Annotated in this window: 15 protein-coding genes; 8 read left to right on the top strand and 7 right to left on the bottom strand. The window is 47.8% G+C overall.

Annotated elements, in window-relative coordinates; all coding sequences use genetic code 11:
* Window positions 1-17: 17 nt before the first annotated feature.
* Complete coding sequence (locus tag HPY31_RS06595; RefSeq protein ID WP_172139499.1) at window positions 18-3,407, bottom strand: tubulin-like doman-containing protein; 3,390 nt, start codon at window positions 3,405-3,407, stop codon at window positions 18-20.
* Window positions 3,408-3,420: 13 nt separating this feature from the next.
* On the bottom strand, window positions 3,421-5,214 hold the full coding sequence (locus HPY31_RS06600; RefSeq protein ID WP_172139501.1) for a vWA domain-containing protein: 1,794 nt from the start codon (window positions 5,212-5,214) through the stop codon (window positions 3,421-3,423).
* 197 nt (window positions 5,215-5,411) lie between these two features.
* On the opposite strand from HPY31_RS06600, the gene HPY31_RS06605 reads away from it, so the two are divergent.
* The 7 genes from HPY31_RS06605 to HPY31_RS06635 all read left to right on the top strand — a co-directional run bounded on the left by HPY31_RS06605 (window position 5,412) and on the right by HPY31_RS06635 (window position 15,506).
* On the top strand, window positions 5,412-5,561 hold the full coding sequence (locus HPY31_RS06605) for a hypothetical protein (protein WP_007724683.1): 150 nt from the start codon (window positions 5,412-5,414) through the stop codon (window positions 5,559-5,561).
* Window positions 5,558-6,493 carry a hypothetical protein gene (locus HPY31_RS06610; RefSeq protein WP_172139503.1) on the top strand — a complete coding sequence of 312 codons (936 nt, stop codon included), beginning with the start codon at window positions 5,558-5,560 and terminating at the stop codon, window positions 6,491-6,493. Before HPY31_RS06605 ends, HPY31_RS06610 begins: the two co-directional genes overlap by 4 nt.
* Window positions 6,494-6,507: 14 nt before the next feature.
* Window positions 6,508-8,271 carry an SH3 domain-containing protein gene (locus HPY31_RS06615; RefSeq protein ID WP_172139505.1) on the top strand — a complete coding sequence of 588 codons (1,764 nt, stop codon included), beginning with the start codon at window positions 6,508-6,510 and terminating at the stop codon, window positions 8,269-8,271.
* A gap of 151 nt (window positions 8,272-8,422) precedes the next feature.
* Window positions 8,423-9,055, top strand: coding sequence for a LysE family translocator (locus HPY31_RS06620; protein ID WP_016739550.1), 633 nt, complete (start codon window positions 8,423-8,425; stop codon window positions 9,053-9,055).
* Between the two features lie 10 nt (window positions 9,056-9,065).
* Window positions 9,066-9,698 carry a YHYH domain-containing protein gene (locus tag HPY31_RS06625; protein ID WP_172139507.1) on the top strand — a complete coding sequence of 211 codons (633 nt, stop codon included), beginning with the start codon at window positions 9,066-9,068 and terminating at the stop codon, window positions 9,696-9,698.
* Window positions 9,699-9,956: 258 nt separating this feature from the next.
* Window positions 9,957-10,574 (top strand): class D sortase, encoded by a 618-nt coding sequence (locus tag HPY31_RS06630; RefSeq protein ID WP_172139874.1) that lies wholly within the window; start codon window positions 9,957-9,959, stop codon window positions 10,572-10,574.
* A 54-nt stretch (window positions 10,575-10,628) separates the two neighbouring features.
* A complete protein-coding gene (locus HPY31_RS06635) occupies window positions 10,629-15,506 on the top strand; it encodes a collagen binding domain-containing protein (protein ID WP_172139509.1) in 4,878 nt (1,625 codons plus the stop codon).
* Between the two features lie 58 nt (window positions 15,507-15,564).
* On the opposite strand, the gene HPY31_RS06640 is transcribed toward HPY31_RS06635, so the two are convergent.
* Window positions 15,565-16,515 carry a lipase/acyltransferase domain-containing protein gene (locus tag HPY31_RS06640; protein ID WP_172139511.1) on the bottom strand — a complete coding sequence of 317 codons (951 nt, stop codon included), beginning with the start codon at window positions 16,513-16,515 and terminating at the stop codon, window positions 15,565-15,567.
* A 239-nt stretch (window positions 16,516-16,754) separates the two neighbouring features.
* On the opposite strand from HPY31_RS06640, the gene HPY31_RS06645 reads away from it, so the two are divergent.
* Window positions 16,755-18,377: a family 10 glycosylhydrolase gene (locus tag HPY31_RS06645; protein WP_172139876.1), complete on the top strand. Its 1,623-nt coding sequence runs from the start codon at window positions 16,755-16,757 to the stop codon at window positions 18,375-18,377.
* A gap of 79 nt (window positions 18,378-18,456) precedes the next feature.
* Here the strand turns inward: HPY31_RS06645 and HPY31_RS29000 are convergent, their stop codons facing one another.
* The 4 genes from HPY31_RS29000 to HPY31_RS06665 all read right to left on the bottom strand — a co-directional run bounded on the left by HPY31_RS29000 (window position 18,457) and on the right by HPY31_RS06665 (window position 21,341).
* On the bottom strand, window positions 18,457-18,585 hold the full coding sequence (locus HPY31_RS29000; protein WP_256434394.1) for a hypothetical protein: 129 nt from the start codon (window positions 18,583-18,585) through the stop codon (window positions 18,457-18,459).
* Between the two features lie 72 nt (window positions 18,586-18,657).
* Window positions 18,658-19,587: a hypothetical protein gene (locus tag HPY31_RS06655; RefSeq protein ID WP_253901700.1), complete on the bottom strand. Its 930-nt coding sequence runs from the start codon at window positions 19,585-19,587 to the stop codon at window positions 18,658-18,660.
* On the bottom strand, window positions 19,556-20,143 hold the full coding sequence (locus tag HPY31_RS06660; RefSeq protein ID WP_015893889.1) for an RNA polymerase sigma factor: 588 nt from the start codon (window positions 20,141-20,143) through the stop codon (window positions 19,556-19,558). Before HPY31_RS06660 ends, HPY31_RS06655 begins: the two co-directional genes overlap by 32 nt.
* A 100-nt stretch (window positions 20,144-20,243) precedes the next feature.
* A complete protein-coding gene (locus HPY31_RS06665) occupies window positions 20,244-21,341 on the bottom strand; it encodes a nitric oxide synthase oxygenase (RefSeq protein WP_172139513.1) in 1,098 nt (365 codons plus the stop codon).
* Between the last annotated feature and the right edge of the window lie 22 nt (window positions 21,342-21,363).

The following is a 21,363-nucleotide window of genomic DNA, read 5'->3' on the forward strand; positions in this document are numbered from 1 at the left end:
CAAACGATCCTGATTGTTTATTGCAGCGTCTTGCGCATATCGTTTACTTTTGACCAAACCTTTTTGTAGAACTGGAACAGCTCTTCACCATTTACGTATTCATCGCGGTCGTATTCCAGATCGTTTTTCGTTTCTTGGAAAGAAGTTGCGATTTCTTCGAGTTTTGCCAACAATTGCTGCGTATCCTCTGCGGAAGTCATCGCGTCACTGCGTTTTGCAGCCTTGCGCTGGATGGTTGCCATGCTCTTGTAATCCAATGCGCGGAATTTTTCATAGATAGCGAATTCGACGTGCTTGTTGACCTTCATCAGATTGATGAATGGCTCCCACGCATCTTCTTCCTCATCCTTGTCGTAGACGTACAGCGCACCGCGCTTGCAGATGGTGCCTGTGTAAAGGGCTTCGATAAATCGGGTCACCAGCTCTTCTTCGTCCTTGATGGCACCTACGATCTGCTCCAGCTCCTGGATTTTTGCCTCGATTTCTTCGTATTTGCGCACTTCTTGTTCGATCAGGCGAATCTGCTCTGGATAGCGAATCAGGTTTTCTTTTGCCATCTCTTCATTGATACTGCCGAACACGTCACGTGTAAATTCTTGCTCCAGACCCTCTCTCATGAAGCCTTTGAGCTCAACCAATACACGCTTGATCTCGCCAGGGCTCAGCTTGGTCGCGTCTCCTTGCGCTTGGTGCTTCGCCAGGAAGTTGGCAAGCAAGAACGGTTTCGTCACGATGGATTCATAACGGTTGCTGGTCTGGCTGTCACTGCCTTTTTCGCGGATGGCTCCGTAGCGCACAGCACGGTCAAACAGTTCGCGTACTTTGGCGTTATACGCTTTGATCCGCCCGTTTTGGTACGTATCTCCCCACGATTTTTCCGGAATAGGGGATGGGAGGTACGCCCAGTTGTTCTTTTCCGTTTGAACGAGGTGGCGTCCGATACCCTCTCTGTCCAGAATTGTACGTTCGTAGCTTTCCTCGTAGACCTTCAACGGTGTGTAAGCGAACAGTGGAACACCGTTTTTCGTATTCAGCCAGAAGATGCGGTTTTTGACTTCACTTTCTTTGACGGTGAAGCGCGATCCGCTAATCGCTGTATTTTGATAGTTTTTAATCCCCTTCAAGATCGATGGTGCTTTCAGTGGCACGGATACAAAGCCCCAGGAAGGGAAGTGCATATTGCCGAGATTGTTGCTCAGATGGAAGACCGGAATCGCCTCTTCATCCAGCTTGCTGGCAATCTTGCGCTCTACGATGCGATCAAGTGTCTCGTCCTGACCGTATTTGATCACGAGGAATTCTTCCATCGACTTGGTGATCACCTCACCGAACTTCTCCGAGAGGAATTCGGAAATCGAGCTGACGATATCCAGCTCCTGCTCTTTGACCCACTGATCGGAGTGTCGCAGCAGCTCGCTGGTGAAGTCGCGGATCAGGTCATCCGCATCCTTTTGCTCCAGGATGTTGCTGACGACCTTGGAGATATCCGGCACACTGACGATGTTCCAGTAGTACGTTTTGTTGCCAGTGCGGTCGCTCTCTTCTCCACCGTTGATCAGGATGTCGCCGTTTTGCTCGAAAATTTGATTGAGTGCGTTCAAAATCTCAGTAAATACGTTATAAATGCGGTTGTTTTCTGCATTCAACAAACGGTGCAGCTCTTCGTAGAATTCGATCATTTGCTCCAGCTTTTCCTGATCAGCCAGGAGCTGGTATTCGTTGATCTTTGCTTCGATGTAGCTGTTTTTCTTCTTCTCCTTGGAGATAAAAGCACTGCGGGCGTCACCCAGTTTTTCTTTCGCATTTTCGCGCGCACCCTCAATCTCAGGCGGGAAGCTCTCCAAATTCGCCTTGAGGCTCTCGATGTAGGAAAGGATCATTTTCATCAGGCAGTAGCCTTTATCCGAATGAATCAGACGGGACGCATAGAATGGTCCTTGCTGCGGGTGCAGGAATACACGCGTGATCATTTCGCCAAAAACAGAGATCATGTCGCCTGGCATCTGCTTTTTGGACTTGATGTACGCTTCCCGCGCTTTGGCGAGATAGCCTTGCTCCAGCTCGTGGTCGATGCTCACGACTTGCTGGGTAATGACGTTGCTGTAGTTCAAACGCTCGCTGTTTTCATAGCCTGGCAACGGTTCTGGAACGCGCTCCTCGAACTTGCGGGATATCGAGTCGATGTCGATTCCGAGCTTGCGGGCGAATTTCTCTGCATCTTCTTGCGTTGGTGCTACCGTGAACATTTTTTCCATCTTTTTAAACAAGCGATAGGCCAGGTACGTTGTCATCTCTTCGATCGGCAAGACAGCAGAGGAAGCACCGATGACGTTGTACTGGTAGTTGGCTGCGTAGGCTTTTGGCATCTGGTTGATGTTCGTACGGATGTTGCTGATATAGTCGTGGATTGCAAACTCTTCACCCGAGCGCTTTTCTTCGCTCGCCATGAAGTTCGTAATGTTCTCCGCGGTCACGTTCATGCAGTAATCGTAGGCGTTTTCCAATGCTTTGCCTTCCAGATTGGTCGCAGAAATCAAATGGCACAGGTTGAATGGCGGCATCGGCGATTGCACGGTGAGCACATTGCCGTATTGCTGGCGGAAACGCTCATTTCGCTCGTCCGCATTCATCCAGTAGTCCAGCTCTTTTAATGCCGCATAACCGTTTTTCATGATGTAGTCGCGAGTGTGCGAGCTGAGACTCTTGTTCGACAGGTTGACGTCAGGCGTGAACAGGTAGCCCAGCGTATTCACCTTGTCTACTCCCGCACTTCCGAAGTCGCGCTCTAAAATGCCGCGAACGATATAGGCAATGTCGAGGAAGCAACCGCTCCCCGTTCCCCCGGACAAACCACTCAAGAGGAATACAGTCAGCTTTTTGTTCGTACCCTCACACAGCATCTTGACCTTTTTCTCAATGGTTTGGACGACTTGTGTAATTTTCGTAAAGAGGAGAAGTCGCCCTGCCTGGCGTACACCGGATGCGCCGCTGATTCCGTCTGTAATTGTCAGCTCTGGTGAAAGCCAGTCCGTGATGTACGGCTCCAGAATGCTACGATTCTGCAACACACCGCCGATCTCAGGATTGGACAGGAGTACGAACTCCGTCACTGGATCGAGTCCGATGCCTTTGTACTTTTTGTTGCGGTCATGCTCATTCGTTTCAAACGCGATGAATTCAATATTGTCCGGCTTTTCCTTGCGCTTCTTGGAAAGCTGATCTACTGGCAGCTTGAAGCGTCTGTTCACTTGGTATTTCAGGCGCAAAAGCGCATCAATTCCTGTACCGCCTAGACCGATGACGAGCATCGGGTTATCAATGGTATCTACACGAATCTTGTCACTGACGATTCCCCCGCCGAGGGATACGTCCAATTGTTGAATGTGTTCTCTCACAACTGCTTTCATATTCGACTCACTCCTAGACGATGTAATCTACATATAAGGACTTGTTCACATTCGTTAACGAAATTTTGATGCGATCGTTTTTCTTCAGCTCTTTGCCTTTGCTTGCATCGAGGACACGTCCTGCCTTTTCGATTCGGCAGCTCGAACGGTTTTCGATGATCAGCGTATCGTTTTTTCCTGGTAAAAAGATGACCTTCTCTGTCTCCGCAAACTCAGGGGCGAGCTGCAAGAGCTGGTGCAGCTTTACTTTTCCTTTGAACGCGTTCAGTTTCTTGTACTGCGGATTGGACTTTTCCCCTGTATCCTCATCCACGATCTCGATGGCGATTTGGCCCGCGAAGCCCTTGTTCGCCTTGCGATAGATCGATAGTGCGTACAAGCCTGCACCGATCAACAGGAGGAGAACCACGGTACCTCCTACTACGGTCAGCCATGGAAATGGTTTCGATTCTGCCGCAGGATCAGTGGTTGTGCTCGGCTTGCTCGTTCCAGAGCCTGCCGTTTTCGCAGCATCTACAAGGAGCGGCTTTGTCTCCCGGTAAAAGCTGGTGTCTTCTGCCTTGATTTTTATTTCATAGGTATGGTCCGCCGGGATTGTGAAGCTGCCTTCGAACCCGCTGCCCGTATTGTTCAGGATGACCTCGTTTGTCTTATTGTCCGTCTTGTCATTGACGATCAGTGTCGCCTTCATTTGCTTGTACAGATCAGGACTCGCTACCTTCTGTCCGTTTGAAACAAGAGCAGCCTTGATCGGTACGACATCGCCAGCCTTGAAGCTCTTCGCTGTGACTGGCTCCATCTCCAATTGCAGATCGTAGTTGAAGATGAGGTTAATATCGATTTTTTCCTTCGGGACACCTTTTACCTGTAGCTTCCAATCGCCCTGCTGTGGCTTGACCAGCTTGATCATCGTGTACGCATTGGACTTCGACAGTCTGACCTGGTTGGAAGGGATTTTTACTTCCTTGCCTGCTGGGTCATACAGCTTCACTTCCACTGCTTTTTGCGACATGATCGAAATGTTGGCTTCCATGACGCTGCCATTCGGGATGGGGATCGGAATCTCCTGAGCTTGGCCGTTTGCGACGAAGCTTTTAACCGGGACAACCTTCAGCTTCAGGTGATTCGCAAAGATTTCGCTCAAGATTTGCGGGAGCTTGTCCGCTGTGCTCGTTTCAAAAAATTTACCATTTGTCTCCGCAGCAATCTGCTGAAGTGTCGTGCGATTAAGCTGACCGTCTGCGTTCAAGCCAATCGTGTAGACCGGATAGCCTTTGTCTTTGGCCTCTTTCACTGCTTGCTGCAGCTCTTGATCAGACTTTGCTTGGGTACGGTTTGATGCTTTGTTCAAATAGTTGTTTCCGTCTGCCAGCAGCACGATGATCGGCGCATTGTTTGGATTGCGTCCCGCATCAAGGATTTTTACTGCTTCCGTTACCCCGACAGCGATATCGGTGTAGGCTCCTTTTTGCAAGCTGTCGATGAAGGCTTTGATATCGTTTTTGTCTTCTTCGGAATTAATCTCAAGCAGTGCTTTTTCCCGCTCGATCTTGTCGGTATAGGCGACGACACCAACCTTGTTCGCTTGGATCGACGTCATGTCGACGAACATTTTCATTGCTTCGTTGCTGACTTTGTTCTTATCGCTTTGGGTCATGGAGTTGCTGACGTCCACGACCAGGACAGCGTCCATATTATTTCCACTCGTTTGCGCAAAACCTGGGTGAGTAACAGAGAGGACACTGACCAAGAGCAGGGCAAGACATGCTACGTATCGACATAACATTCGGAATCGTATTATTTGCATAAGAGCTCCTTTTCTTGTTCGTTACAAAGAATTTGTGAGGTGTTGCAAAGAAAGTAAGACTATGACACTATTACCACTAGATTCAAGCAGTAGAAGACAGATGATAAAAAAGTACTAGAATGATTGCCCCTTACTCGTAATACGATACGACATGATTCTTTGTTACAGATTTCGACAACTTCGTTAGGAGAAATTTTATGTTAACTTACTTTCTTTTGTTTGCGGCTTTTTTGCTGCTAGCGGTCCGATTCCTCAAGCTGCTGCGACTGAAACGGCGCAACCTCTCCAACGCCGAAATCGATCAGCATCTTCATGCCTTACTGAATGAGAAGAGGGATTCACCATGAGAAAACGAATCGGCGTACAATTTCGCAAAACCCGTAAAACCACTCATACGTACGAAAGAATTCAAGCGTGCACGCGATGCCATACGTACCACGTCCTGTGGGAGACGCATTGTGAGACCTGCGGGAGAGCCTACACACCAATCCGTCAGGTATCCCATACGGTGACACGCCGCTATGTGCAGACGCGATTTTTGCTCTTGGGCTTGTTCGTCTGTCTAGCTCTCCTTTCAGCAGAGACGCTTTTGCAATTGGCTCTCGCAGGAGGTATTGGCTGTGTGTTGTTCGTCTTGTTTTTCGTGATACAGAAAAAATACGGTACTTATCAAAGAGACGTACAATTCCAACACTTTTTAACCCGGGAAATGGAGACGCTCAAGAAGTCACTCCTCCGTCATTTGGAGGAAGTGGGCAACGACGTCAAAGAAGGGCATCTCAAGGAAGCTTATGAAAAAACGAGAGAGATCGGGCATTTCATCGATTCCGATACGATCAAGATACGCAAGATCATGTTCCTCAATCATTACGTCCTGCGCAAAGATATGGAGCTAGAGCTCGAAACGCTCATCCCGTCTATGTACGACAAGGACTTCATGGAATATGTGCGCGAGGTCATCAAGGTCCAGCCTTCACTCGTCAAAAAATCCGTCCTCACCTATGTTAGACGTTATAAAAATCAAATATTGTTGCTGGAAAACGGGGATCAGCTCATCGGTCAAGTGGCAGGTGCAGCGCTCCGCATGAAGTCTTATGTGGACGAATATCAGGATCTGATTATCGAATTCATCGATTTTTTGCCTCGCGAGCGCCTTCTGCGATTGGCAAAAATGGTACAAACCCATAAGGATGAAGGCTGGGAACAACTATATCATTCTACCAAAAACAGGGTGGATACGCATTACGCGTTTGACCCGGATTTCAAAGGCTTACTGTGAAGGAGGAGCCTTTTATGTTGCCTATCTCTCCCTATCATAGGTCCCTCTGGGTCCGTAATATTTTTCTCGGACTCTTTGCCTTGGGTTTGATCGCTGTTCTGTTCAAGCTTGGATTCGGGTACAAGCAGATTACGTTGTATAAACAAGCAAAGGCGTTTTATGAACAAAAGAACCTGCTGCAAGCCGAGGAAACCTTTTCGCGTGCGCATGATATGGCCGTCCTGTCCTACGGGGATGACGAATGGAACGCTATCATGTTCCAACTGACTTGTATCCGTACTGAGCTGGAGGGGCTTCAACAGCAATCGCGCGCGGCCATTTCGGAAAAGAAGGTCGCAGAAATCGGCGCGGTCTATGAACAATATCAAGCTGTCAAAAAGAATTACCAGAATCAAAAGGACGTACCAGCAATGTTTTTCCAGCAATTGTCCGCTCGCTTGGGTATGGATAAGAGCTTTTCCGATTATTACTTGAATGCCTTACAAACAGCCAAGGCTCAGGCACAATCGAATCTCGAAAAGGAAAACTACCAGGACGAATCTTTCATCGAAACACTCCTTGTCATTCCGGCTGAATACTACAGCGGCAAAAAGAAGAAGCAGGCTGAGCTCACAGCCTTGTTCCAGGACTACGAAAAGACGAAGCTGCGGAAATTGACCGCTTCTGCTCCTTTTGAAGAAGTCATCACCAAAACGGCTACTAGCATACGCCATTACGAAAAGCTGGGTATCGAGACAGATTGGTTAGTGGGTCAGTTGGAAAAGTATGCGCTAGCTGAAATCAAGGAAGTCATTCGTTCAAAGGATTTGAGTGCCTTCGTTGACATGGCAGCCGCCTATCGCAAAATCGAGGATGTGCTTTCCAGTGATTCACCTGTCCTCGATTCGATCACCCGCTATCTGGAAGGCAAGCTCAAGCAGGCAGAACAATACATCAAGTCATTTGAGTTCACCAAAGCGCGTGAATTATACGAACAGTTAAATCCGCTCCAGGATACGGCTACACTCCTTTCCGATCTGAATAAACTCTGGTTGGAATACGATCCAGCACGTTTATTGCAAGTGAGATATCCAGACAGAACGTTCACCGACATACTCTCCGGCACAGATCGCTGGGGAGCAAAGCTTTACGCATTTGGACTCTCTGGGGCAGATCAACGTCTTTACTTCGCAGCGGAAATGCCGAATGACTCGGTCCTCTATCTGGATCAGTCACTGGATGTGGACGTAAAAACGGCAAAGGCTAAGATCGACGATAAGCTCGGAAGTAAAGAAAAGCCTGTGATTATCGTAAGTGCTTCCGGCAAGGAGCGTGCTAACGCCTACGCGGCACTCTCTCCGAATTTGACAAAAGAGTCACTCGAGAAGCGTTTTTCGGTTGAGGCAGATGAATTCAGCGTAGAAGACTCCGAGCATGTGATCCTGAAAAATGCGGTGGGGAAAGGGGAAAACGAAATCGCTTTGTTCAAGCTCGAGGACAATGGCTTGGCTTACATCGAAAAGCTGGCTGACTTGGAGGAGAGCTCCGAAGAAACGACCGAGGGAACTGGGTCAGGAGAAGAGCCTTCCCCTGCTGACAGCTCAACAGAAGCGACGGATCAACCTTCCCCTGCCACTCAAAAAACCGATGTCTTTGCAGGTCCCGGTGAAGAATATGAGAAGATCGGTCAGGTAGCAGCAGATGGTTCCTTCCAAGTCATCGCAGATCTGAATGGCTGGTACCAGATTGTGTTTGATGGAAAAGAAGGCTGGATACGCGCTACCGAATCAACGCCGTAATCAGTCTGCTTGAATAATAGGCTCCTCTGGCGATCATGGCACACACCCTTGATCTGCGTCAGGAGCTTTTCCTCATTTTTCGCATTGCGCCAGCTGTCTGATTATTCTATAATTTATTGTTGGTTTATAGACAGATGAGGAGTGAGAAGAGATGTTTGGAATTGTTCATTATGAAGCATTTCTGATGACCGCAATCATGTTGAACCTGATACCCGGCTCAGACACAATGTACATCATCACCCGCAGCATTTCGCAAGGAAAACAGGCAGGTATTCTTTCGGTTCTCGGCATTTTGACAGGCTCACTCATTCACACGCTCTTGGCTGCTTTCGGCTTGTCGCTCCTTTTGGCGCAATCCATCGTGCTTTTTAACATCGTCAAAATATTGGGGGTCGCCTATCTTGTCTATTTGGGCATTCGCATGCTCATGACGAAGGAATCACCAGCTTTTGACTCAGCCGATTCCAAGAAGTTAAAGGGTGAAAAGGTCTATCTGCAAGCGATTCTGACAAGTGTCACGAATCCAAAGGTTGCTCTGTTTTTCATCGCCTTCCTCCCGCAATTTGTTAGCGCGACGGAAGCCGGACCACTCCCTTTCCTTATTCTCGGCCTTACTTTTACCGTTACAGGTGGCATCTGGTGTAGTCTCCTCGCCCTGTTTGCTTCCTTCGCTACGCAAAAATTGCGTAATAATCAGAAGTTCTCTGTCATTCTCAACAAGCTGACGGGGATTGTTTTTATCGGGATGGGGTTGAATCTGTTGCGGGCGAAAGCGAATCCTTAGGAGGTTGTCTATGAAAGAGATTATTTCTGTACTTGCACTCATTCTTTGCTTTGCTTTTTTCCCTGTTCAAATGATTGAGGCGCATCCAGGCAGAACAGATGCAAATGGTGGACACACCTGTAGAACAAACTGTGAAAAATGGGGATTACAGTATGGAGAATATCACTATCACAACGGCGGCGGTGGTTCTTCCAACAGCCAAGTGAAAAAATCGGCCCCTCCAAAACCAGCGGCCCCCCGTACACAACCGAAAATACTCCCTTCGAAAACAATTGTAGCCGTAGACAATGCTAACGTTTATTCTGCTCCATCCCTTGACTCTGTCGTTGCTGCAACCCTTTGGTATGGTTTTGAAATCAAAGCATCCGGTACACAGCCGGAGTTTATCTCCATCGATCAAGGTTACATTTCTAAAACAGTGGTCACCTCGTATACACCGATTACTCCTAAGACTGTCAAAATTCAAGGAGAGAAAGGCTACTTCTTCTCGACCTCTTCCGCAGAAAGTCCAGGCAGGGGCTACGCTGTCAGAGATGCACTTGTTCAAGTTGTCGGTGAACATGGAGATTGGTATTACGGCTCCACCATTGATGCAAACGGGAAGGTTTTAGTTGGATTTGTTTCGAAAAGCGTCGCCTATTAACCATAGAATGAAGACCGAAAAAGCCAGAAAGGAGATTCTTTCTCCTCTGGCTTTTTTCATGTTCAGAAATTGTATAGGTCGAAAGGTTACGATACCTCTAGGCATTTTTTCATAATTGGAACAGCAGGTGAATCTGTTGTTCTCGACTAGCAAGACTTGTACAACGAAGGATGCCCTTGCCGAACATAGTTAACGAAAAATTGGGACAAGGGGGGAAAGATGAATTGAGTTAACGGTGCGAAAAGGGAGTTGAAGAATGTGCGAGTGCTGTTAAGTGCCGGGTTTATCCTGGCAGGCTTATTCCTCCTTTTCTATCCTCAATGGGAAACGGCGGTATCTGCACAAAAGCAGGAACAGCTCATCGAAGCGTTCGAACAACTGAGCAACGTCAGCGAGCAAATAGAAACAGCTACATCAGAGGACCCACAAGCTCCTCAGATACAAGAGCCGCTCGCTATGTTGGAAGGTGCCAGAGGCGTGATTCGGATTCCCAAAATTGATCTGGAAATGATGATTTTTGAAGGCGCGGACAAGCATGCCTTGAGTAAAGGTGTTGGCCTGATCGAGCCAGACAAGGAATTCGGCGTGAACAATGTTGGACTGGCAGGTCATCGCGGGATTACTCACGGTAAGCAATTCAATCGCTTGGACGAACTAGCACCTAACGATGAGATTGAGATCAAGACGAAAACGGCAACCTACCAATTCGTTGTCGTGAAAGCCTTTATCGTAGATCGTACACAAGTAGAAGTTCTAGAGGATCAAAAGAAGCCCTTGATCACCTTGGTCACATGCACCCCTGTTGGAGCAAAGGATCCGAAGGACAGACTGATCGTTCAAGCTGAATGGAAACAAACGACTTCATCTCAGCCCTAACACGTCCTAGTGAAAGACGGAATGAGCTAGTTTTATTTAGTACAGGAGGAGCATATGCAAAGGAAATCTTGGATCGTTGTGGTGGCACTTTTGCTCATCATCCAAAACTTTTTCGGTTTCACGACAACCACGTATGCCCAAACACAAGGTGAGGTTGTCGTAGAGAATAGTGGGGAGCCGGGAACGGGCAACCCTACTGATCCGGGCACTGGGACTCCTACCGATCCGGGCACTGGGACCCCTACCGATCCGGGTACTGGAACTCCTACCGATCCGGGTACAGGGACTCCTACTGATCCCGGTACTGGGACTCCTACCGATCCGGGCACTGGGACTCCTACCGAACCGGGTACAGGTAACCCTACCGATCCGGGTACTGGAACTCCTACCAATCCGGGCACTGGAACTCCTACCGATCCGGGCACTGGAACTCCTACCGATCCGGGCACTGGGACTCCTACCGATCCGGGCACAGGGACTCCTACCGATCCGGGTACAGGGACTCCGACTACGCCGCCTGTTGAACAACCAGTTCCTCTACCAGATGTACCGGTACCAGTTCAAGACCCTGATGACAACATCGTCAAAGACAACATCGTCACTAGCGTAGTCATGAAGGACAAAGACGGAAACAACATTGAAGACATCCGCCCCGATCAGGGCTCGCGTGTTCAAGTTGATTTCACCTGGAAAATCCCTGCCGGACATCCTTACTCAGAAGGTGCCACCTTTACCTTCCCCCTCCCAGATAAGTTTCGAACCGATCGCGTTTTGACCGGAGATCTGGATGGAGGCTACGGCACCTATGAAGTGACAACCGACGGCACCGTCACCTTCACTTTTAGCGATACCATCAATGATGGCGCTGAGATCAATGACGGAACGTTCTATGTGTGGCGGGAATTCGATGAGAAAAAGTTTGAGGGCGGCACGAGACAGGAAATCGATTTCAAACTCGATGGCATCGCTCCTATCTCTGTCCATTTCAAAGGCAAAAACAACAATGAAATCGACAAGAACGGAAAAGCAAACAAGGGAATGAATCCTAGCTATCTCGACTGGACCGTCGATTTTAACTTAGGTGAAAATCCGATTAAAGGCGCTGTCTTTACGGATGAGCTTCCAAGCGGTCTGGATATCGACATGAGCTCGATTAAGGTTTTCCCATTAGACGTTCAGTTGAATGGCTCTGTTATTCCAAAGGCTGAGGTAACTACCTTCACTCCTGAGAAATTGACAGAAGGAAATGGGTTCAAAATGAACTTTGGCGACATCGACGGTGCTTATCGCGTCACGTACAAAGCCAACGTCACCGGTACGACAGATACAACCTACACAAATAAAGCCACTGTCACAGGAACGAACCTTCCAAAGGATTTAATCGATTCCGCAAATGTCTCTGTCCGATTCAGCCAGCCTCTGAACAAAAAAGCGATTAGCTATGATTACACCAAACAGACGATCACCTGGGCTATTCAGTACAACTACAATGAAAAACTAATCAAGCAAGGTGATGCATGGCTCGAGGATCGCTTTGATACCAGTCATCAAGAGCTCGTGAATAGTTCTTTTACCATTCATAAAATGACCATCGACGACAACGGAAACGGAACAAAAGACGGGGCTGCCATCACAGGGTACAACGTAACCGAGTCGACTGCCGGCTTCCGCTTGGAGTTTGATCATGACGTTTCGGCAGCTTACGAAATCACCTACCAAACCAAAGCTAAAAATCGGGTCCACCAAGATAGCTACCTCGTGAAAAATGAAGTAGAGATCTACGACGGAACCAAAAAAGATGCATCCAAAGAGATCACGCAAGCAATCTTCTGGAAAAACGCAAAGAAAGAAAAAGTTGATTACCTGAATAAAACGATTGAATGGACGCTGAGTCTAAACGAGGACAATCAGGTGATGGATGAAGTCGTCATTACCGACAGTTATGCAGGTCAAGGGCTGACACTTTTTCCTGACAAAGTAAACATCAACGATTGGACAAAGGATTTGGAAGAAGGTCCTGACAAAGACTACACCATCTCTCCGAATCCAAAGTACGAGGATGGATTCAAGATTACCTTCCACAAACCAGTCACAAAAGCCCTTGTAATTACGTACCAGACGAAGTTTGATCCTACTTCCAAGGATCGTCCATCCGCGTACAAAAACAAGGCTGAACTGAACTGGAAGGAAAACGGGAAACCACAAGACCCTATCACGAAATCCGCTACTGTTAAACCAGACAGCTACACCAGCAATAACGGCAACAAAACAGGTAAATACGACGCCCGCACAAAAGAAATCACGTGGACAATCGATGTGAACTATAACCTTCACAAGATTAACAACGCGATCATTCGGGATTTTTATACCGGGGAACAAACTTTTGTGAAGGACTCGTTACGCGTGCATAAGTTGCTGCTTACAGGCGGAGCAGACGGTGTGAAAGTGGTCGAAGGACCAGTTGTTCCTATCAAATTCGACCCATTAACCAACGGTTTTGAGCTGCATCTTGGCGAAATCGACTCGGCCTATCGCATCACGTACACAACCAGTTTGGCTGATCTGCCTGTCGTTGAAGTGTACGAAAACAATGCCACTATGCATGATAGTGACATAACTGGCACTCCACTCTATAAAGGCAAGACGACCGTCAGACCGACATACGGTGGGCAGTACGTCCTCAAAACAGGCGCACAAGGTACAGGAGCAGATTCAGAGTATGCAACGTGGACAGTAAAAATCAATCCGAGCCAGTCGTACATTTCGGCAGGTGCTGCATTGACCGATACGCTGTCCAGCAATCAAATTCTGATGAAAGACTCCTTCAAGCTCTTTACGACAAACGTCTCTGAATCCGGTGCCCTGACTATCGGAAAAGAAGTGACCTCTGAGGACTACACATTAGAAGTAGTCGGCAACACCTTTAAACTCACTTTCAAAAATGACCTGCACACTGCCTACATCCTGGAGTACCGCTCCTTTATCAATGCTGATCATGGAGACGTCATCAAAAACGAAGCCTCTTTTGCAGGGAAAACAGTTGTAGGTAAAGGGAAAGATGGACAAGAAGGTGTCAAAGTCAGCTTGTCCGGTGCTGGTGGCGGAGCCGGCACGCCTGGTAAAGGCGACTTGAAAATCATCAAAACAGACGCAGATACGAAAAAAGCATTGGCAGGCGCCACGTTTGGTCTGTACGACAAGGCAGGGAAAACCTTGCTAGAAACAGTCGTGACCGATGAAAATGGTATTGCTACCTTCAAAAGCTACAAATTTAAAGCGTACAAGTTAAAAGAATTATCCGCTCCTGTTGGCTACGTCATCGCAGACGAGTACAGAAACGGAAAAGACATTACGTTAAAAGCCCCTGCAGGTGCTGACCCTGCTATTCCAGTTACAATCGAAATGACCATCGCCAACAAGCTGCTCCGTCAAGGATTTGAGTTAACCAAAGTTGACGCGGAGAATGCTGGCAAAGCACTGGAAGGCGCTGTCTTCAATCTGCAGATTGAAAAGGGCGGAGCATTCGAAACGATCGCGGAGCTGACAACCGGCTCTGACGGAAAACTCTCCAAGGGCGATCTGGCAGAAGGAAACTATCAGCTAGTCGAAACGAAAGCTCCGAAGGGATACAAGCTGGATGCGACTCCGATTTCATTCAAAATCGCTTCCAACCAGACAGAAATTGTAACCCTTACGAAAAAGAACGCCAAAAATATCGGGTCGGTTCAATTGTTGAAAGTGGACCACTACACCAAAGAGCCACTTCCTGGCGTAACCTTTGAGCTTCAGGATGCTGACGGGAAAGTACTGCAAAGCGGACTCACAACGGATAAGAACGGTATCCTTCTCCTCGAAAACCTGAAAGCAGGATTCTACCAGCTCGTGGAAACAAAAGCCCTTGCTGATTATGAGCTTGCTGATCCACTGAAATTCGAAGTGACAGAGGAAGGCATTGCCTCTCTTACGTTGACCAACAGATTGAACCCAGGGTCTGTGAAACTGACCAAAGTAAGAACGGGATACCCAAATCATAAGCTCAAAGGAGCTGAATTTACGCTCCGCGATGAAAATGGTCAGGTAGCCAAAGATATGAACGGTCAGGAGCTTACCAAGCTGACAACAGATGGCAACGGAGAGCTGATTGTCGAAGGACTGAATCCGGGCAAATATGAGTTTATCGAGACGAAAGCACCTGCTGGTTATGTAAAAAGCAGCAAGCCAATCGAGTTCGAGATTAAAAGAAACCAAGTAGCTGGCGACCATGTGTTGGTCACTGTCGAAAATGACGCGACCTCCGGTGGTGGAGGTGGCGGTGGAGGCGGAACTCCTGAGCCAAAACCTGAACCGGAGCCCGAAAAGCCAGAGCCGAAGCCAGAGCCTGAACCAGAACCAAAACCAGAGCCCGAACCAAAACCAGAGCCCGAACCGGAAAAACCAGAGAAGCCAGAGAAGCCGGATAGACCAGACAAACCGGATAAACCGGATAAACCAGACAAACCAGGTAAACCTGACAAACCGGATCAACCTGGCAAACCAGACCAACCTAGCAACCCAGACCAACCTGGCAAACCAGACCAACCTAGCAACCCAGACCAACCTGGCAAACCAAACCAACCTGGCAACCCAGACCAGCCTGGTAACCCAGACCAATCCGAAAACCCAGACCAACCTGGTAACTCGGATCAACCTGGCACTCCTGATGCCAACAACAACACTTCAGGAGAGTCGAATCAAACAGGAAATACGACCAAACCGAACGATTCGGGAGCTGCTAATAACTCCAACGTTCTGGAAACCAGCAACGAATCTCCATCAACAGGTAAAGTATTGCCTCAAACGGGAGAGCAAGCTAACCCACTTCCTATCGTTGCAGGGATCGCTTCGATCTTGATCGGTATTTCGATCATGTATCGCAGAAATAAGAAGGCGTAGTTCATCTAAAGAAAGGACCGAGTCCAGGGATCTTCCCGGCTTGGTCCTCTTTTTTCCCCTACTCTAGCAATTGCCGGAGAAGCGGTTCACTTTTATACAAAATCTCCAGATGTGTAGCCTCTACGTAATAACGCTCCCCTTCTAGTGCAAATACACTGTTCGCCATGACACTCCCATCCCCAGCATCACTATTGATCGAGCCCACTACTCTTCCATCGACCCATTTATCGGGAGATAGCGAAGGGACTGTTCGCAAATAATGAATCGTTTCATGTCCGATACCAGCTACCAGTGTGACGCGAATATTACGAGCTGCGATAATCCCCATCGTTGCGTTTAAATTGTCCATGTATTGATTTTTTACGACCATCTGTTCATAAGGCACAAAGGCTTCTACTCCCTGTTTTTTCTCCAGCAAATAATCGCCATATGCTGCTGACGGAGTAAGGTCAAGGATGCTGGGAAAGTGCCTGTGAATAGCTTGTATGCGATGAAAAGGGATGCTTTGCTCCAAATAGGCCAGATATACACTCATGTATAGCTCCACGACATTTCTTTTGCCAGAAACGGAGCGCGGCAGCTTCCCTCCCGCCCAATAGCTGTAGGCAACAGGCGATCCTGCGTTAGGAGTCGCAAAGATGAGCAGCTGATCCACATCGTTTTGATAAAATTCACCCTGGACATAGGCTCTAGCAACAAGCCCCCCCATGCTATGGCAAATGAGATTGACACAAGGGGCACCAGTCGTTTGCTTCGCCCGCTCGATGACAGGCAGTAAAAAGCGCTCGGCTGAAATATCGATCTGCCTTCGCCAATCATAAAAAGCTACAAACAATTGTTCATTGAGGGGGTAACCCATTTTTCCAAGCAAACGGATAAATGGCTCGTAAGCCGTTCGAGCAAACCCGAAGCCCCAGTCACCAGTACCCGGAATAATTTGATCACTCATCGACCCAAACAGCCCCGGAACAAAAACAATCGGTGCCTTTGGCGCAAGAAAAGAACTCATGCTTGCACTCCTTTCCCTCTCTTTTGTCCCATGACTAGAAGGAAAACAACATATCCTTTTGCCTATGCCTGTGAAGCTTGGGAGGTTCCCTTGCTTCGATGAGTCTCATCATTTTTACCGAAATGGAACGAATCGTTACAATAATCTCCCACTTGAGCGTAACAAAGCGATATAATAAAGCGTCTAACGAATTGGCTAATGTAGTAAGCAAATCTATACTTGTCGGAGGATTGGCAAAAATGAAGGTACGCAAGTGGTTTATGCTTTTGCTAATGTTCGTACTATGTATTCCAACGATGGGGATATCCGTGCAGGCTGCGCAGACATCCTCTGGCATCAGCATCTATTTGGACGGGCAACAAATCAAAAGTGACGTCGCTCCGTACATTGTTCCAAAAGCAGATGTAACGATGGTTCCAATGCGGGTGATCGGTGAAAATCTGGGAGCCGAAGTAAATTGGGAGCCAAAGTCTCAAACCGCAACGATCAGTAAACAGGATACCTTGTTGTCGCTGACGGTTAATCAAAAGAACGCTCGCGTGAACAACAACAGCATCCCACTCGATGCTTCTGTTCAAAACAAACAAGGGAGAATTATGGTTCCGCTGCGTTTTGTCTCTGAGCAGTTGGGGCTTGCGGTAAACTGGGAAGACAAAACAAGAACCATTCGCCTGCAAAGCGGCAACGTCGCTACCATGACTCCGCCACCACAAGATATATTGAGTGAAAACGGCGCGATGGAGCCAGGCACACCTGTCGTGACAAATGGAAATTTGCGCGGGGTATGGATATCTACGGTCTACAACTTGGACTGGCCATCTTCCGGTTCATACGGAAATCCAGCAAAGCAGCAACAAGAATACATACAGCTTCTCGATGAGCTACAAGCCATGGGAATGAACGCTGCTTTCGTGCAAGTTCGCCCATCTGGAGATGCACTGTATCCTTCTACACTCACTCCATGGTCGAGATTTTTGACGGGAACTCCAGGGAAAGATCCTGGCTACGACCCGCTTGCCTTTATGGTACAAGAAACGCATAGACGCGGAATGCAATTCCATGCTTGGTTCAACCCGTTCCGTGCCACTACAGATGCAAAAACAGACCAATTGCCGGCGAACCACGTGATCAAGCAGCATCCTGACTGGATTGTAAATGCCAACAAAAAGCTGTACATCAATCCGGGTGTTCCGGCGGCACGTCAGCAAATTATTAATGAAGTAATGGAAGTCGTACAACGCTATGACATCGATGGTGTCCATCTGGATGATTATTTCTATCCTTCCAATGTCGCCTTTGCAGACGATGCAGCATTCAAGGCTTACAACAGCAAAAAAATCGTGTCCAAAGCAGACTGGCGCCGCGATAATATCAATCAGTTTGTTCAACAATTGAATCAGTCTATCAAGAGCGTCAAGCCTCACGTTCAGTTCGGGATCAGTCCATTCGGTGTATGGCGCAACAGCAACGTCGATCCGACCGGCTCCGATACAAAAGCTGGCGTTACTGCTTATGACCACATGTTTGCCGATGTGCGCACGTGGATTCAGCAAGGCTGGATTGATTATGTGACTCCGCAAATCTATTGGAGCTTTTCCTTCGCCCCTGCCCAATACGACAAGCTCGTTACTTGGTGGGCAAACGAAGTACAAGGCACGAACGTCAAGCTCTACATCGGTCATTCGCCATACAAGCTGGGAACGGCCGAAGCTGGCTGGCAGAGTGCCCAGGAGATTATCAACCAGTTGAATTTCAACGCGATGGTTCCTCAGGTTCAAGGCAGCATTTTCTTTAGTGCCAAGGACTTGCGGAAAAATCCATTGGGTCTGCTCCCAGCTCTTAGCAGCTATTACAACCCCTAAATAAATTACCCCCGAATACTCGTAGCCGAGCATACTTGCTACATGTGTTTCGGGGGTTTTTCTTCTACGTTGTTATTTTTTACTGCCGACAAGCCTTTTCTTCGCGGATTGACTTCTTACCGTATGGAATCACTACCGTTGGAGCTATTTTGGTAAACTGCTCGATATTCTGATCCCCTTCAAACACGATAAGTAAATCAAGGTTCATCGCCAGTACTTTTTACTAGTGATGTTCCGTCACAAAAAAATGCCGCGAAGCATGTTCGCGACATTAGTAGCTTTATTTTTTCGGCATCATGGCATTTACAAACTCGCTGATGTTTCCTTTGGTCAATACATCCCCAGTCGCGACTACTTCGTACTGCATCTTCTTGCCAGCATACTCCATCACCCAGACGATGCTCTTGTCAGTCCGGTCTTTTTTGACTTCCTCTGAATAGAGCACCTCGATTTGTCCTACTTTGACTACCTCTTTTTTCTGTTGATCCAGATTGGCTACATAGGTTGTACTTCCTTCTACTCCCTCATAATTTGTGATGTTCAAATTAATATAGCTTTCTCCAGATTTATATGTCGTATACAGATACTCCAATTCATTTGTCCACGCCAATGGCTGCATGACGTATTCTTTGTTCTCTTTTTCCGCCTGCTGATACAAAGTGGTTTTGTTATATTCGTTCTTGATGCCAAACTCGAGTCGGGCATCCAAAAAAGCATGGCGTCCCGGTAAAGTTTCTGGCAAGAATATCTGATCTCCCACTTTCTGTTGAACATCAGCCCAAGTCTTATAATCAAATGGAGCCGTCATCGTCACGATTTGTTTTTGAGGATTGTGAGGAACGATGTAGACAGCTGCGGCAGTTCCTGGCTCCATATTATCCTCGATTTCCCAACGTTTATTTAAGAAGGCATCCATTTCTTGATCTGGTTCTTTTACTGTTTTGGCGCCTGATTCTTTTACATCTTTCTCTTGATACAGCACCTCACCTTGCGGGCTCTTCAACTGATAGAATTGAACAGCAGCATACCCCGACGAAATACTTGCGATTAATCCGATCGCAACCAAAATGCTTACCTTGTACTTCACAAAAAATCTCTCCTTCTCTCGTTTGATTTTTGTCATTACTTGATGGCTAATATCAATCTCCTGCGGGATGCGCGGGTCGTTAAACAGGTCCTTAATACTCTCGTGCGATTTGTTTCGACTCATCGTGAGCTGACCCTCCCTTCCCTAAAGGAGAATAAGCGGATCGGAACTTCGATGCCGTACGCTCGAATTTTTTGCGCAGACTCGCAGCGTTTTTGTTCATGATCAAGGAAATTTCCTCGTACGTCTTTTCTTCCACGCCTCGCAGTAAGAGAAGCGTTCTTTCCTCTACCGAGAGTGTCTGCATGGCAAGAAATACATCCTCACTAAAATAAACATTTTCAATATGCCGCTCGATGTCTGATTGAGACTCTTTGTCCTGCATCAAAAATGGCAACAATTTTGTCCATTTCCTTTTTCTGATGAGATCGATGCAGTGGTGATAGGCTATTTTATAAAGCCAAGCAGCGAACGGCATAATTGGACTGTATTTTTTCAAGTTGCGATAAGCCTTGAAGAAGACCTCCTGTGTGGCATCTTCCGCTTCGCATCGATTCCCCAAGATGTGATAGCAGTAGTGAAATATCGGCGTTTGGTAGCTTTTCATAATGATAGCGTAGCGGTCATCCGCTCCCTGAATGATCTCATCCACGAGTTCTTCTATCTGTTTCGTGTCCACTCTCTCCCTCCTTCCAACTGGTATAACGCACCATAACACCCTGTATGTGACATCGCACGCAAAAAAATGCCGCGAAGCATGTTCGCGACATTTGAAGACCTTATTTTTTGCCGAGCTCCGGCTTGTCCTGGTAAAAGAAATTCGGCGTATGGATTGTGTTGTCGTATAGATTATGGAAAATGTGTGTAGCTGTTCCGGAGATCGGTGGAACCAGCCATGTCCAGTCACCCGTAACGGCTCGGCCACATTTCTCTTCTCTTTCCTCAAATCGCTTGAATTGCTGGCTCGCCGTATGGTGATCGACAATCGATACTCCTTTTTCCTTGAAGGAATGCAGGACGGCTACGTTCAGCTCGATAAGCGCCTTGTCTCTCCAAAGGGTAACTTCCCTACTCGTATCGAGCCCCATGACCTCTGCGACCTTTGGCAGCATGTTGTATCGCTCTTGATCGGCGAAATTGCGTGCACCGATCTCCGTTCCCATGTACCAACCGTTAAAAGGTGCGGCCAAATAGTCGATACCGCCAATCTCCAAGCGCATATTCGAAACAATCGGAACCCCGTACCATTGCAATTCCATATCAGCAAAGCCCGGCAAATCCGGATGCACGATCGGCACCTCCAAGACCAGCTCCTGAGGAATCTCAAAAAACTGCGGCTTCCGATCTCCAATTTGCACGACAAGCGGCAAAACGTCATAGTTTGTACCTTTCCCTTGCCATCCCAAGCTCTCACATAGCTTCGTCAGCGAAAGCGAAACTGAATCACCCACTACGCCGTGCTCTGTCTCATATCCCGCATAGCGAATCAATTGGTCATTCCAGATACGCATGGGAGCTCTGCCTGCGACAGTAGGTGCAAATACCGTAATGGTCGGGCGAATTTTCCCGCCATTGGTGGCAAAGTCGATATGTCGGAGCATAGCCTGGGCCATCTCCTCTTCTGTTTCGACATGCCGCTCATCTATCACCACTAGCGATTCCCAAAAGAACCGCCCAATACATCGATTGCTATTGCGCCAGGCCATTTTCGCTCCGTGACGAAGCTCCTCGGCCGTATGCTCATAGTATCCCTGCTGATGAATCAGCTGTCGTACTTCTTGTAGCCGTTGCTCGGTTTCGTCCGTTGTCTTGTCCAGCTCACGATAGCATGTCCGGATAAATTGCTCTGCCGCTTCCATCAGTTGAATTGGTTCCATATTACCCTCTTTTCACGCTGAA

The sequence above is a fragment of the Brevibacillus sp. HB1.3 genome (assembly GCF_013186635.1).
Classification (GTDB): Bacteria; Bacillota; Bacilli; order Brevibacillales; family Brevibacillaceae; genus Brevibacillus; species Brevibacillus brevis_D.

Bases quoted from the DNA above. Each gene is read 5' to 3' on its own strand.
- HPY31_RS06625 (WP_172139507.1), top strand. From the start codon at position 9,066: ATGAAAGAGATTATTTCTGTACTTGCACTCATTCTTTGCTTTGCTTTT.
- HPY31_RS06595 (WP_172139499.1), bottom strand. From the start codon at position 3,407: ATGAAAGCAGTTGTGAGAGAACACATTCAACAATTGGACGTATCCCTC.
- HPY31_RS06635 (WP_172139509.1), top strand. From the start codon at position 10,629: ATGCAAAGGAAATCTTGGATCGTTGTGGTGGCACTTTTGCTCATCATC.
- HPY31_RS29000 (WP_256434394.1), bottom strand. From the start codon at position 18,585: ATGAACCTTGATTTACTTATCGTGTTTGAAGGGGATCAGAATATCGAG.
- HPY31_RS06655 (WP_253901700.1), bottom strand. From the start codon at position 19,587: ATGAGTCGAAACAAATCGCACGAGAGTATTAAGGACCTGTTTAACGAC.
- HPY31_RS06600 (WP_172139501.1), bottom strand. From the start codon at position 5,214: ATGCAAATAATACGATTCCGAATGTTATGTCGATACGTAGCATGTCTT.
- HPY31_RS06665 (WP_172139513.1), bottom strand. From the start codon at position 21,341: ATGGAACCAATTCAACTGATGGAAGCGGCAGAGCAATTTATCCGGACA.
- HPY31_RS06640 (WP_172139511.1), bottom strand. From the start codon at position 16,515: ATGAGTTCTTTTCTTGCGCCAAAGGCACCGATTGTTTTTGTTCCGGGG.
- HPY31_RS06615 (WP_172139505.1), top strand. From the start codon at position 6,508: ATGTTGCCTATCTCTCCCTATCATAGGTCCCTCTGGGTCCGTAATATT.
- HPY31_RS06605 (WP_007724683.1), top strand. From the start codon at position 5,412: ATGTTAACTTACTTTCTTTTGTTTGCGGCTTTTTTGCTGCTAGCGGTC.
- HPY31_RS06610 (WP_172139503.1), top strand. From the start codon at position 5,558: ATGAGAAAACGAATCGGCGTACAATTTCGCAAAACCCGTAAAACCACT.
- HPY31_RS06645 (WP_172139876.1), top strand. From the start codon at position 16,755: ATGAAGGTACGCAAGTGGTTTATGCTTTTGCTAATGTTCGTACTATGT.
- HPY31_RS06620 (WP_016739550.1), top strand. From the start codon at position 8,423: ATGTTTGGAATTGTTCATTATGAAGCATTTCTGATGACCGCAATCATG.